At 73.0% G+C, this 12,602-nt stretch carries 12 protein-coding genes and 1 pseudogene; 9 read left to right on the forward strand and 4 right to left on the reverse strand.

The window, feature by feature from the left end; genetic code table 11:
• Positions 1 to 71: 71 nt before the first annotated feature.
• Positions 72 to 803 (reverse strand): annotated as a pseudogene (locus tag ABD946_RS33445) (ABC transporter ATP-binding protein).
• Positions 804 to 1,143: 340 nt separating this feature from the next.
• The gene (ssuE, locus tag ABD946_RS33450) at positions 1,144 to 1,701 is read right to left on the reverse strand and encodes an NADPH-dependent FMN reductase (protein WP_345284915.1); all 558 of its coding nucleotides are present in this window, start codon (positions 1,699 to 1,701) and stop codon (positions 1,144 to 1,146) included.
• A 339-nt stretch (positions 1,702 to 2,040) separates the two neighbouring features.
• On the opposite strand from ssuE, the gene ABD946_RS33455 reads away from it, so the two are divergent.
• The 8 genes from ABD946_RS33455 (at position 2,041) to ABD946_RS33490 (ending at position 8,570) form a co-directional block, all read left to right on the forward strand.
• Entirely contained in the window at positions 2,041 to 2,205 is a 165-nt protein-coding gene (locus ABD946_RS33455) for a hypothetical protein (RefSeq protein ID WP_345289428.1), read from the forward strand.
• A 65-nt stretch (positions 2,206 to 2,270) separates the two neighbouring features.
• A complete protein-coding gene (locus tag ABD946_RS33460) occupies positions 2,271 to 2,633 on the forward strand; it encodes a hypothetical protein (protein ID WP_345289429.1) in 363 nt (120 codons plus the stop codon).
• Positions 2,634 to 2,722: 89 nt separating this feature from the next.
• Positions 2,723 to 3,457, forward strand: coding sequence for an LCP family protein (locus tag ABD946_RS33465; RefSeq protein WP_345289430.1), 735 nt, complete (start codon positions 2,723 to 2,725; stop codon positions 3,455 to 3,457).
• Positions 3,458 to 3,507: 50 nt separating this feature from the next.
• Entirely contained in the window at positions 3,508 to 4,482 is a 975-nt protein-coding gene (locus ABD946_RS33470; RefSeq protein ID WP_345284911.1) for an LCP family protein, read from the forward strand.
• A gap of 47 nt (positions 4,483 to 4,529) precedes the next feature.
• Positions 4,530 to 4,988, forward strand: a complete 459-nt coding sequence (locus ABD946_RS33475) for a hypothetical protein (RefSeq protein WP_345284909.1) — start codon at positions 4,530 to 4,532, stop codon at positions 4,986 to 4,988.
• A gap of 242 nt (positions 4,989 to 5,230) precedes the next feature.
• Complete coding sequence (locus ABD946_RS33480) at positions 5,231 to 6,697, forward strand: CHAP domain-containing protein (protein WP_345284907.1); 1,467 nt, start codon at positions 5,231 to 5,233, stop codon at positions 6,695 to 6,697.
• A gap of 93 nt (positions 6,698 to 6,790) precedes the next feature.
• Complete coding sequence (locus ABD946_RS33485) at positions 6,791 to 7,918, forward strand: hypothetical protein (protein ID WP_345289431.1); 1,128 nt, start codon at positions 6,791 to 6,793, stop codon at positions 7,916 to 7,918.
• Entirely contained in the window at positions 7,830 to 8,570 is a 741-nt protein-coding gene (locus ABD946_RS33490) for a hypothetical protein (protein WP_345289432.1), read from the forward strand. Before ABD946_RS33485 ends, ABD946_RS33490 begins: the two co-directional genes overlap by 89 nt.
• Before the next feature lie 145 nt (positions 8,571 to 8,715).
• On the opposite strand, the gene ABD946_RS33495 is transcribed toward ABD946_RS33490, so the two are convergent.
• Complete coding sequence (locus tag ABD946_RS33495; protein ID WP_345284903.1) at positions 8,716 to 10,182, reverse strand: LCP family protein; 1,467 nt, start codon at positions 10,180 to 10,182, stop codon at positions 8,716 to 8,718.
• 171 nt (positions 10,183 to 10,353) lie between these two features.
• Here ABD946_RS33495 and ABD946_RS33500 point away from each other — a divergent pair, with 171 nt between their 5' ends.
• Positions 10,354 to 10,974, forward strand: coding sequence for an acyltransferase (locus tag ABD946_RS33500; RefSeq protein ID WP_345284901.1), 621 nt, complete (start codon positions 10,354 to 10,356; stop codon positions 10,972 to 10,974).
• On the opposite strand, the gene ABD946_RS33505 is transcribed toward ABD946_RS33500, so the two are convergent.
• The gene (locus ABD946_RS33505; protein ID WP_345284899.1) at positions 10,962 to 12,509 is read right to left on the reverse strand and encodes an LCP family protein; all 1,548 of its coding nucleotides are present in this window, start codon (positions 12,507 to 12,509) and stop codon (positions 10,962 to 10,964) included. The two genes, ABD946_RS33500 and ABD946_RS33505, sit on opposite strands and share 13 nt — an antisense overlap.
• Positions 12,510 to 12,602: the final 93 nt, after the last annotated feature.

Here is a 12,602-nt window from a genome sequence, read left to right on the forward strand (position 1 = left end):
CGCCATCCGGCCCTTGTGGGCGAAGAAGCTCCGTAGTGAGGTCTTGAGCAGCATCGGAGTCTGATCCCGTCTCAGCTGGTGCGCTTGCCGTCGAAGCGGCGCATGCGCTCGAGGACGGAGTCGGCGGTCGGGCGTACATCTCGTCGACGATCCGGCCGTCGGCCAGGAAGAGGACGCGGTCCGCGTAGGAGGCGGCGACCGGGTCGTGGGTCACCATGACGATGGTCTGGCCGAGCTCGTCCACCGAGCGGCGGAGGAAGGTGAGCACCTCGGCGCCGGAGCGGGAGTCGAGGTTGCCGGTGGGCTCGTCGCCGAAGATGATCTCGGGACGGGCGGCCAGGGCCCGGGCCACCGCGACGCGCTGCTGCTGGCCGCCGGAGAGCTGGGTCGGGCGGTGCTTGAGCCGGTCGGCCAGGCCGACGGTGGAGACCACCTGGTCCAGCCAGGCCTGGTCGGGCTTGCGGCCGGCGATGTCCATCGGCAGCGTGATGTTCTCCAGCGCGTTGAGCGTGGGGAGCAGGTTGAAGGCCTGGAAGATGAAGCCGATCTTGTCCCGGCGGAGCCGGGTCAGGTGCTTGTCCTTCAGGCCGGTGATCTCGCTGTCGCCGATCCAGATCCGTCCCTCGGAGACGGTGTCCAGCCCGGCCAGGCAGTGCATCAGGGTCGACTTGCCGGAGCCCGAGGGCCCCATGATGGCGGTGAACCGGCCCCGGTGGATGTCGACGTCGACGGCGTCGAGCGCGGTGACCCGGGTCTCGCCGTCCCCCGTACGCCTTGGTCACCTGCCGCGCTGCCGCGGCGATGGCGGCGTTGCCGCCCGAGAGCTGCGGGTCCTGCACGGCGTTCGCTGCCGTCGTCACTGGATACTCCTAGGTCGTGGTCCACCCGTGTGCCCCGCTCTCGGGGCCTTGGGAGCGGCCGGACCGGCGAGGTAAGAACCACGTTAGGAGCGGCGCCCGAACGGATCGTCATCCGCCGGGAGGAAGCCGCCCAACTCTCGATGTACGGGCTACCCCCCGGTTCCCCTAGGGGTTTTCGGGCACCTTCTCAGGGACTGGTGCCTCCCCCGGCAGGGTTTGCCCCGTCGCGCCGCCCGGCGCTCCTCATGGGGCAAACCCTGCCGGGGGAGGCACCGGGTCAGGGTCAGCAGGCCAGCGCGGGCACCCGGTGGCGCTCCAGCGCGGCTGCGAAGGCGTCCACCACCGGGGTGAGCTGGGCGGCGGCCTCCGGGTCGAGCACGGTGGAGCCGTCCGCCGCCGCCCCGACCTGACGGTCCAGCAGGAACCAGCCCTGGGTGATGTGGCCCGCCCCCATGGAGGAGAGCACCGGCCGCAGGGCGTAGTCCACCGCGAGCACGTGGGCGGTGGAGCCGCCGGTGGCCAGCGGGAGCACGGTCTTGCCGGCCAGGCCGTGCTGCGGCAGCACGTCCAGCAGTGCCTTGAGCAGCCCGGAGTAGGCCGCCTTGTACACCGGAGTGCCTATCACCACGCCGTCCGCCTCGGCGAACAGCCGTGCAGCCTCGATGAGTTGGGGGTCGGAGAAGTCCGCGGACAGCAGTGCCGCGGCCGGCAGCGCGCGGGCGTCCAGTTCGACCACCCGGTGGCCGTGCTCGGCGAGCCGGGCGTCCACCACGTGGCGGAGCAGGCGGGTGGTGCGGGAGGTCGGCGACGGGGAGCCGGAGACGGACAGGACAGTGGCCATGGGGGCACCTCGGAAGCGTGGAAGCGGCAGGGCTGAGCGCGCGGCGGTGCGCGGGAGAAGGGTGCAGACGGTGGCGAGCGGTCAGCCACTACACAGGGAGCAGGCCACGCGCAGCAGGTCGACGTGCCGCCTCCGCGTGAGAATCCTCTGCTGCTCCATGCGTTTCATGGGACCACGGGCCTTCGAGGGGGTCAAGGTCGGTCCGGTCAGCGGGCAGGTTCCGTCCGGTCGGTGACGATGCGCCGGGGCGGTCCGCGGCGTGCATCAAAACGGATACAAGGGGCCCCGTGGGTGCCCCCGCCGTACTGAGCGCCCGCGGTTTCGGGCATCCTTCCCCCCATGAACACGTGGCAGGAGGGCCGCCAGGGCGGCGGCAACGGGTACGGCGGCTCGCCGGGCGGCTACGGCTCCGAGGGCGAGCCGAACCCGTACCGCGCCCAGAACGGGGGCGCCCCGGGCGAGAGCGCCCCGTACCCGAGGAGCCGACGCTCCCCGCGGGGCTGAACCCGCGCGGCCCGAACGCGCCGAAGCCGCTCAAGCCCGGCCAGAGCCGGCCGGCGCCCCAGCCCGTGCCCCGGCAGGCCGACCGCGCGCCGCTGCCGGCCTCGCTCAACCCGCGCGGCCCCGGCGCCCCGGCCCCCGCCTTCACCCCGCCCGCCCCGGACGTCCCCGCCGCCCAGCCCGGCGGCTCCGGTGGCCCCGGTGCCCCGATACCGCCGGGCACCCCCGGCGCGCCCAGACCGCCTCGGCCGTCGAACTCCGCCTGGCCGCGCAAGCGCAAGATCAAGGTGGGCGTCTACGCCACCCTGGCCGCGCTCCTGCTGACCGCGACCGGCACCTACTTCTGGGCCGACTCCAAGCTCAACCACGAGAACGTGCTGGCCGACTACAAGGGGCCCGCCCGCCGGCCGGCAAGGGCACCAACTGGCTGATCGTCGGCTCCGACAGCCGACAGGGCCTCACGGACGCCCAGGAGGACTCGCTGCACACCGGCTCGGCGGTCGGCAAGCGCAGCGACTCGATGATGCTGCTGCACATCGGGGACAACGGGAACACCCTGATGAGCATCCCGCGCGACTCCTGGGTCAACATCCCCGAGCACCCCAACACCAACGGCAACGGCAAGACCGTCCCGGCCACCACCTCGAAGATCAACGCGGCCTTCAACGGCGGCGGCGGCCGTCTGCTGGTGCAGACCGTGGAGGCCAACACCGGCCTGCGGATCGACCACTACGCCGAGATCGGCTTCGCCGGGTTCGTCGGCCTGGTGGACGCGGTCGGCGGCGTCGAGATGAAGATCGACAAGGACATCAAGGACCGCGACTCCGGTCTCGACCTCAAGGCCGGCACCCAGACCCTGACCGGCAGTCAGGCGCTGGCTTTCGTCCGCCAGCGCCACCAGATGGCCGACCAGGACCTGGGCCGGATGCGCAACCAGCAGAAGTTCCTGGCCGCACTGGCCCACCAGGCCGCCTCGCCCGGCACCGTGCTCAACCCGTTCACCTTCTACCCGATGGTCAGCGCGGGCCTGGGCACCCTGATCGTGGACGAGGACGCCGGCCTCGGCGACATCGGCTCGCTCTTCCTCGCCATGCGCGCGGTGACCGGTGGCGACGGCCGGTCGATCACCGTGCCGATCTCCAACCCGGACTTCCGGACCAAGACCGGTGAGTCCGCGGTGAAGTGGGACGACGCCAAGTCGAAGCAGCTCTTCGAGGCCTTCAAGAACGACGCCAAGGTCCCCGAGTTCAAGTAGCCCCCGGGTGTCGCGCCGGGCCCGCGCGCCCGGCGCGACACACTCGGGGGATGGGCGGCAACGGCAGTGGTGGCAGGCGGAACTGGTGGCGCGTCATCCGGTGGACGGTCGGCCTGCTGCTGCTCGCCCTGGTCGGCACCGCGCTCGGGACGTACCTCTGGGCCGACGGCAAGCTGCGCCACGTGGACGCCGTCACCGACTGGGACGGCCGCCCGGCTGACGGCCCCGGCACCAACTGGCTGCTGGTCGGCTCGGACAGCCGGGCCGGCCTGACGCCCCAGCAGCAGCGCGAGCTGCACGTCGGCGGCGACTCCGGCACCAACACCGACACCGTCATGGTGCTGCACCAGGGCGACAACGGCCCGGTGCTGATGAGCATCCCGCGCGACAGCTACGTCGCGATCCCCGGACACGGCAAGAACAAGATCAACGCGGCCTTCGCCCTCGGCGGCCCGGCCCTGCTGGTGCGCACCGTCGAGTCGAACACCGGCATCCGGATCGACCACTACGTGGAGGTCGGCTTCACCGGCATCGTGGACGTGGTGGACTCCCTGGGCGGGGTCGAGATGTGCCTGGACAAGCCGGTGAAGGACGCCAAGTCGGGGGCCGACCTCCCGGCGGGCTGCCAGAACCTGAACGGCACCCAGGCCCTGGCCCTGGTCCGCACCCGCTACTCGCTGCCCGACTCCGACCTCAGCCGGATCGGCAACCAGCAGGCCTTCCTCAAGGCCCTGGCCTCCGAGGTGCTCAGCCCGGCCACCCTGCTGAACCCCTTCGTCCTCTACCCGTTCCTCAGTGCCACCCTGGGCGCCCTGACGGTGGACCAGGACTCCTCGCTCTGGACCCTGGCCCGGTTCGCCCGGCAGATGGACCAGGTCTCCGGCTCCGGCGGCACCGCCCTCACCGTCCCGATCGCCGAGCAGAACTACCAGACCCCGGCCGGCTCCTCGATCCTCTGGGCCCCGCAGGCCTCCAAGCGCCTGTTCGAGGCGATCCAGAACGACCGGCCGGTTCCGAACTCCTGACCGCGCCTCGGCTCACACTCCGTCATCACGGGTCCACAATGGGCTGCATGTCACTGGTGACCACCCTCATCGCCCACCGTCGCAGCCGGCTCTTCGGCCGCCTGGTCCAGGAGGCCCTCGCGCTCTACGGCGTCGAGGTCCCCGCCCCCGTCGAGATCGGCCCCGGACTGAAGGTCTACCACCGGGGCTTCGGCACCGTGCTGCACCCGTACACCACCCTCGGCGCCGACGTCACGCTCTACAACGGCGTCACCATCGGCCGGGCCGACCCGTGGGTGCCGCAGGAGCGCAGCGCGATGGAGCGGGTGGTGCTGGAGGACGGCGTGATGGTCTGCGCCGGCGCGAAGATCGTCTGCAAGCGCGGCGTGCTCACCGTCGGCGCGGGCACCATCGTCGGCGCCAACGCCGTCCTCACCACCTCCACCGGCCCCAACGAGATCTGGGCCGGAGCCCCCGCCCGCCGCATCGGCCTGCGCACCCCGGCCCCCCGCGTCCCCCAGCCCTGAGGCGGCCCGGCGGCCCGGCCCTGGACGCATCCGTCCGGGGCCGCTTCCGTCCCGACGGAACCCCTTCCGACGCCGCTGACCAGCGACGATGCTTGTCGTTGTCAGCAGGACGAACCCGCAAACCGGTACGGGGAGAACCTCGCTGACGGTACGTCAACCACGCCGACCGCTGCGCCTGCAGGGCAGCCGTCCGCGTGACCACACCACCGTCACGTCTCTTCCTCCCGGAGCGGAGCACAGCCATGTCCTCGAAGCCCGTCCAGCGTGCCCTGACCACCTCGCTCGCCCTGCTCTCCGCCGTCCCGGCGGTGATGTTCCTCGGCGCCCCGAACGCCTCCGCTTCGGTCGGTTCGAGCATCGTCGACACGGCCCGTGCCAACCTCGGAAAGGGCGCCTGCAGCACCAACAGCGCCAATGGCACCGGCTACTACTCCAGCTGCAACGGAAACAACGGTTCGCCGGAGGCGTGGTGCGCCGACTTCGCCAAGTGGGTCTGGGCCCGGAACGGCGTCAACGTCGACGGTCTGACGCCGGGGGCCATCAGCTTCGCCGACTACGGCGCGGGCCTGCAGTCCACCCCGCACGTCGGAGACGCCGTCCTCTTCAACGCCGGTGGGACCACGGCCGACGACCACGTCGCGATCGTCGTCTCCGTGGGCAACGGGACCATCACCACCATCGGCGGCAACGAGGGTAGTGGGGGCAAGGGGCCGTCCTACTCCTCGGTCCGGGAGTCCGCCCCCTACACCTCCACCGTGGGTGGCTACCGCGGCTCCCAGAGGATCAGCGGCTTCGTCTCTCCGATCGGTGGCAACGACTCGACCCCGACCACTCCGTCGGTGTCCTCGCCGGTGAACGTTCAGCTCGGGATCGTGGGCGCGCAGGGTTCGTTCTACAACCAGTACGGGAACTACGCGGCGGGCCGGTTCAACCCGAACTGGACCGATGTGGGCGGTGCTTCGCTGTCGAAGGTGACCTCGGTGACGGTCGGGGACGTGACGCACTTCTACGCGGTGGCCGACGGCCGGGTGTACGGCCGGGACCTGAACCCGGGCAACTCCTGGACCAACTGGGCCGAGATCCCGGGTGGTGCGACGGGTGTGCGTGACCTGACCGCCACGAACAGCGGGACCAACGTGATCCTGGGCATCGCCGGTGGTGACGGTTCGTTCTTCACCCAGTTCGGCAACTACGACAAGGGCCACTTCGACCCCAACTGGGTGAAGCGAGAGGGTTCCGGCCTGACCAACATCACCTCGGTCGCCTCGGCGGACGCCGAAACCGTGCGCTTCTACGGTGTGGCCGGCGGGCGGGTCTTCGGCTCGGACTTCACGCTGAACACCAACTCGACCGCGAACTGGTCCGAGATCCCCGGTGGCGCCACCGACGTCCGCGACATCGCGGCCACCCAGACCGGGAACAACGTGATCCTCGCCGTCGCCGGTTACGGCGGCTCCTTCCACACCCAGTACGGCAACTTCGACCAGGGCCACTTCGACGCCTCCTGGACCCAGCGCCCGGGCTCCGCGATCGACAACGTCGCCGCCACCACCACCCCCGACGGCAAGACCGTGCACTTCTACGGCCTGGCCCAGGGCCGCGCCTACGGTGCCGACTTCACCCTGAACACCAACGCCGTCTCCAACTGGAGCGAGATCCCCGGCGGCGCCCTCGGCGCCAAGGACATCACCGCCTCCCAGGCCAAGTAGCCGACCGACCCCGCAGGGCCCCGCCACCACGGCGGGGCCCTGCGCCGTACCCGGTGGACGGGCCCCGGGAGGGCGGATGGGACCATCGGGCGCATGTTCCATCCCGCTCCGCCGCTCCCCGCCGCACCGCCGCCCCTGACCGACGACCTCGCCGAGCGGTGGCTGGCGGCCCGCACCGCGCAGCGGTGGGACAGCCGGTGGCTGTGCGCGGTGCCGTTGCTGGTCTGCGTGGTGGCGATGGGTCAGGCCGCCCGGACGCCGCTGCTCTGCGGCCCGGCCCACCCGTGCGGGCAGAGCTGGGCGGAGGGGGCGATCGCCGCCGCCCTGCTGGCCGAGGCCGTCGCCCTGCTGGCCCGGCCGCGCGGGCTGGTGCTGATCCCGGCCGCCCTGCTGCCGTTGATCTGGTACGTCCCGGACGGCCTGCCCGACCAGGTGAGCCGCTGGACCGCGCTGGCCGCCCAGGCCGCTCTGCTGGTGGTGCTGGCCCGGGCCGGCGCGGGCCGCCGGGCCGCCCGGCAGCGGCTGGCCGACCTGATGGGCGGTCAGCAGCCCTACCCCTGGACCCTGGCGGGTGCCCCGGCCCCCGCCCCGCCCAGGCCCGTCGTCCGGCTGGTCCTCGGCGGCCTGCTGCTCGGGCTTGCCGCCGTCTCGGTGCTGACCGGCCTGGAGCGGCAGGAGGAGAGCGACGCCCGGGCCGCCCGGGCCGAGACCGTCCCCGGCCGGGTGCTCTCCTCGGACGAGCTCGGCGACACGGAGGTCGAGTACCGGCTGCCCGGGGACGACCGGCCCCGCACCGCCGGGGTGGAGGTGTACTGGGGACGCGTACCCGAAGCCGGGCGACACCCTCCCGCTGCTGGCCGACCGCGACGGCTGGGTCCGCCCGGCCGGCGACGCCTACGACCCCACCGTCTGGCTGATGGCGGCGACGCTGCTCGGCAGCGTCGGCCTGGTCGTGCTCGGCTCCTCGGCCCGCAGCGTCCGCCTGATCCGCGACCTCGCCGCCCCCGGCGCCCCCGCCCTGCGGGTGGTGCACCACCCGGACGGCGACGAGGAGGTGGTCGGCCCCGAGGGCGGCGGCCCGCTCTGGCGGCTCTCCACCCGGCAGTACCTCGGCTGGAACGGCACCGCCTGGGTGCCGCTCGGAGACTTCCCGCTCCACTGGGAGGGCGAGGAGGACCGCCCGCCCGGACTGCGGACCGCCCTGCTCTACCAGGGGCCTGACGGCGCGTCCGCCCCCGTCCTGGTACGCCGCTGGAGCCACCACGACGACCGGGAGGGCGTCCTCGAACTCGACTGGATCGCCGTGGTCTGCACCCCGCAGGTGAAGGTGCTCCGCCGCCCGAGACCCACCGCCCCGCGCCCGACCGACGACCAGGGCATGCCCGCCCGCCTCCGGCTGGCGGTCGGCCCGGCCGCCGCCCTGGTCCTCGGCGCGGTGGTGGTCTCCCGCTCCGCCGACGGCTGGTGGACGGGCCTGCTCCAACCGCTGCTCCTCGGCGGCTCCACCATCCCCGCCGTGGTGGCCGCCCTCGGCTGGCAGGCCCGCTTCGACCGCGACGCCCTGGTGACCAGCACCGGCCTGACGAGGCGTCGGACCGCCTGGCCGGAGATCACCGCGGCGACCGCGGCGAACGGCCGCGTCACGGTCCGCACCAGCGACGACCAGGAACTCCGGATCGGCCACCGCGCCGTCGAATGGCTCGGCCTCGGCGACTACGACCCCCAGGCCCTCGCCACCGCCGTCACCCGCGCCGCCCGCGAACCCACCGCCCGCCCCACCACCGACACCCCCGACCACTTCCCCGAACTCCTGGTCAACCGCCTCTCCCTGACGGCGTACCTGGTCACCACGGTCACCGTCTGGCTCACTTGAGGAACGTGGTGATGCTTCGGGGGCGCGGGGAACTGCGCGAATCGGAAGGCGGACCGGCGCTGGACCAGGGCAGGCGAGCCAGTTGCACGTGCTGCCGTTCCCCCGCGCGCAGGGCCCCGCGCCCCCGGAGGCGTAGCCACCAACCTCAGGGGCAGCTGATGTCCGTGCCCGTGTTGGCCGATACGGCCGGAGCGGGTGCCGACGGGGCGGTGGTGGGGGACGGAGAGGTCTGGGCCGGGAGGGCGCCGGTGTAGTCGGTCCCGGCGATCACCTGCATGGTGGCGCCCAGCCCCGGGGCCTGCACCAGCTCGGCGTACGGCAGGGCGGCGGCCAGCGTCTTCACCGACTCGTCCCACCGGGGGTCGTACCGCACCACCGTCCGCGCCGCGCTCCCCCCACCGGCGTTCGACGGAGCCCCCGTCGTCGCGAAGCCGGCCTTCCGTAGGTCCCCGTCCACCCGCGCGCCGAGCCCCGCCGTCCCGGCCCCGTTGAGCACCTGGATCCGGATCTGCCCCGGCGGCACCGCCCCGGGAGCGACCGGCGCCGCGGCCGGGGGAGGGGCGGAGCGCTCGGTCAGCGGCTGCCCGTTCCGGACGGCGTCGAACAGCGCCTTCGCTCCCGCCGGATCCCACAGCACCGTCGAACCCCAGCCCTCCACCTGGTGGTTGACGTCCTTGAGCGGCACCGTGGCGAAGTCCGCCGTGGCCGGCGAGAGGTCCTTGAGCTGGGTGGCCAGCGCCACCAGGTCCGCGCTGGACAGGTCCTGGTCGGCCTTGACCGACCGCAGCACCGTCTCCGTCACCCGGGAGAGCTTCACCGGGTTGAGCAGCGTCCCGCTCGCGGTGGCCTGCCGCAACAGCTGGGCCAGGAACTTCTGCTGACGCTGCATCCGGCCCAGGTCGGAGCTGCCGTCCACGTGCCTCGCCCGGACGTACCTGAGCGCGCCGGCCCCGTCCAGCCGGGTCGTCCCGGCGGGCAGGTCCAGTCCGGAGTACTGGTCCTTCAGGGGCTTGGCGGTGCAGACCTCGACCCCGCCGAGGGCGTCCACGGTGGAGACGAAGGAGAGGAAGTCGACCTGGAGGTAGTGGTCGATCCGCAGGCCGGTGTTGCGCTCCACGGTGCGGACGGTGAGGGCGGGGCCGCCCATCCCGTAGGCGGCGTTGACCTTGCCGTGGCCCTCGGGGACCTCCCGGCCGGTGGCCAGGTCGCGGTGGGCGGGGATCACCACGTAGGAGTCGCGCGGGACGGAGACCACGCTGGCCCGGCCGCCGTGCGCGGCCAGCTGGACGATCATCAGGGTGTCCGTGCAGTGGCAGGACTCGCCGCCGGCGTGCAGCACCCCCTTCAGGGTGTCGGCCGGGATCCCCTCCCGGTCGTCGGTGCCGGCCACCAGGAAGGTGGTCACCCCGTCGTCGGGCGGCCGGTCCCCGGCGGAGCCGAAGGCGTCCACCCGGCCGATCGCGTCCCCGACCCCGGCCAGCAGGGTCCGGCCGCCGCAGGCGGTGGCCAGCACGGCGAGCGAGACGGCGCCCGCCAGCCACCGGCCCCACCGGCGGCGCACCGGTGGGGTGCGCTGGGGGTCGGTCCCGTGACGGGCGGCAGTCGGCGGCACCCTCGGATGGTAGGCGCGCCGCGGGAGCACGGAAGCAGGACGCGCCGGGCGGGTACGCCGTACGCGGGCCCGCTCGCCGAAACGTTCATGCACCCGTTCGCCCCGGCCGGATGATGCCGGTCACCTCCAACCGGCCACCGGCAGGGGCCCCGTGACGCTATGTTCGGCGCCATGGGGAACCCAGTGCGAGTGGTGGAGAGCGCCGACGTCGACGAGCGGGCGCGGATCGGCGAGGGCAGTACGGTCTGGCACCTGGCCCAGGTCCGCGAGGACGCGGTGATCGGGTCGGAGTGCATCATCGGGCGCGGCGCGTACGTCGGCCCCGGCGTGGTGATCGGGGACCGGGTGAAGCTGCAGAACCACGCCCTGGTCTACGAGCCCGCCGTCCTGGAGGACGGCGTCTTCGTCGGCCCGGCGGCGGTGCTCACCAACGACGTGTACCCGCGCTCGGTGGATCCGGACGGCAAGCTCAAGCGCGGGGACGACTGGCACGCGCAGGGCGTGACGCTCCGTCAGGGCAGCTCGATCGGCGCCCGCGCGGTGATCACGCCCGGCGTCACCGTCGGCCGCTGGGCCCTGGTCGCGGCGGGCGCCGTGGTGCACCGGGACGTCCCCGACTTCGCCCTGGTGGCCGGCGTCCCGGCCCGCCGCCTCAAGTGGGTCGGCCGGGCCGGCGAGCCGCTCACCGAGACCGCCCCCGGCAGCTGGCTGTGCCCCCGCACCGGCGAGCGCTACACCGAGAGCGACGGCGTGCTGCGCGAGGACGCCGAGGGCGGGGCTCAGAAGGTGTAGAGCCCGCCCTGCGGGTTGACGTCCATGCAGTTCTTGTCGTTGTCGGCGGTGACGGCCTCGGCCGACTTGGGGAGCTGGGTCGGCGGGGCGGTCACCGGGAAGGCGGTGCCGCTCGGCCAGTCGGCGCCGACGGAGAGCAGCAGCTCGCTCTTGGCGGTGCCCTCGTGCAGGGCGGTGCGGGGCAGCCCGAGGGCGGCGGCGACCGCCTGGGCCTCGGCCGACTGCTGGGGCGGGTACTCGAGCTGGGTGGTCTTGCGGGCCGTCCCGTTGGCCGTGGTCGAGGCCTTGGTGAAGCCCTTGGCGACCAGCGCCGCCCTGACGTCGCCGGCCCGGCGCTCCACCCCGGAGGAGTTCTGCACGGTGACCGGCACGGTCGACGGCGCCACGGTGCCCGCCGACGGGGAGGGGGTCGGTGACGGGGTGGGGGAGGAGTTCGGGGCCGGGCCCTTGTCGTCCAGCGGACGGTCGGCCAGCAGCATGTCCCAGATCTGCCGGGTGTCCTGCTCCTTGAGCTCCAGCCGGTTCTCGTCGCTGGTGGCCGTCACGGTCGGCACGGTGAGGGTGGTGATCCGCTCGGTCGGCACCTTGCGCAGGTCGGTGCCGAGGTCGAGCAGCGCCTTGACGTCCGCCAGGTCCTTGTCGAGGCTGATCGACTTCGAGGCGGTCTCGGCCAGCTTCAGCAGCGCGCCCGGGTCGGTGAGCGTCCCCTTGGACTTCAGCTCCCGGACCATCGACGAGAGGTACAGGTGCTGGGCCTTGGTCCGGCCGATGTCGTCGCCCCAGGCGTCGCGGGTGCGCAGCCACTGCAGCGCCTGCTCGCCCTGGATCCGGTGGGTGCCCTTGGCGAGCTTGAGGTCGGTGCCGCCGTGCCCCTTGCGGTAGCGGTCGTAGAGGTTCATGTTGACGCAGACCGGCACGCCGCCGACCGCGTCGGCCATGTCCACCACGCCGGCGAAGTCGATCATCATGTAGTGGTCGATGTACAGGCCGGTGATGGCCTGCCAGGTCCCGAGCAGGCAGCCGGGGCCGCCGCGGGCCAGCGCCTCGTTGATCATCGTCCTGCGGACCGAGGGCTTGGTGGTCTTCCCGTCCTCGCTGCGGCAGGCCGGGATGGTCACCAGGGTGTCGCGGGGTATGGATATCAGCGAGGCGTTGGAGCGGTCGGCGGAGACGTGCAGCAGCATCTGGACGTCGGCCAGGCCGGGCCGCCCGGCGTCGTCGGCCGAGCCGCCGAGGGCGATGTTCTTGGCCGAGCCGCGGTTGTCGGTGCCGATCATCAGGATGTTGATCGGCGTCTGGCCGGCCGCGTTGGGGGCCGTCCTGGCGCCGGAGGCGTCGCTGAGGTTCCGCTCGCCGGAGTCGAAGTTGCCGTTCAGGTGCTGGTAGTACCAGTAGCCGCCGCCACAGGCGGCCAGCAGCAGGAAGGCCAGGCCGAGGGCCAGCCACCGCAGCACGCGCCGTCCGCCCCGCCGCTGCTCGGCGGCCTGCCGGGAGGCGGCGCGCCCTTCGGACGGCCGTGTCCGGACGTTCGTCATCGGTAGCACCACCACTCGTCGTGAGCAGCCCCCCGTAGGCCACCTGTTCGGAACCTACCCGACGCCACCACGTCGATCGCGGATCTGTTACAC

This window comes from Kitasatospora albolonga (genome assembly GCF_039535905.1).
Lineage (GTDB): Bacteria > Actinomycetota > Actinomycetes > Streptomycetales > Streptomycetaceae > Kitasatospora > Kitasatospora albolonga.

Bases quoted from the DNA above. Each gene is read 5' to 3' on its own strand.
- ABD946_RS33485 (WP_345289431.1), top strand. From the start codon at position 6,791: ATGTTCCATCCCGCTCCGCCGCTCCCCGCCGCACCGCCGCCCCTGACC.
- ABD946_RS33500 (WP_345284901.1), top strand. From the start codon at position 10,354: ATGGGGAACCCAGTGCGAGTGGTGGAGAGCGCCGACGTCGACGAGCGG.
- ABD946_RS33455 (WP_345289428.1), top strand. From the start codon at position 2,041: ATGAACACGTGGCAGGAGGGCCGCCAGGGCGGCGGCAACGGGTACGGC.
- ABD946_RS33465 (WP_345289430.1), top strand. From the start codon at position 2,723: ATGATGCTGCTGCACATCGGGGACAACGGGAACACCCTGATGAGCATC.
- ABD946_RS33470 (WP_345284911.1), top strand. From the start codon at position 3,508: ATGGGCGGCAACGGCAGTGGTGGCAGGCGGAACTGGTGGCGCGTCATC.
- ssuE (WP_345284915.1), bottom strand. From the start codon at position 1,701: ATGGCCACTGTCCTGTCCGTCTCCGGCTCCCCGTCGCCGACCTCCCGC.
- ABD946_RS33475 (WP_345284909.1), top strand. From the start codon at position 4,530: ATGTCACTGGTGACCACCCTCATCGCCCACCGTCGCAGCCGGCTCTTC.
- ABD946_RS33480 (WP_345284907.1), top strand. From the start codon at position 5,231: ATGTCCTCGAAGCCCGTCCAGCGTGCCCTGACCACCTCGCTCGCCCTG.
- ABD946_RS33505 (WP_345284899.1), bottom strand. From the start codon at position 12,509: ATGACGAACGTCCGGACACGGCCGTCCGAAGGGCGCGCCGCCTCCCGG.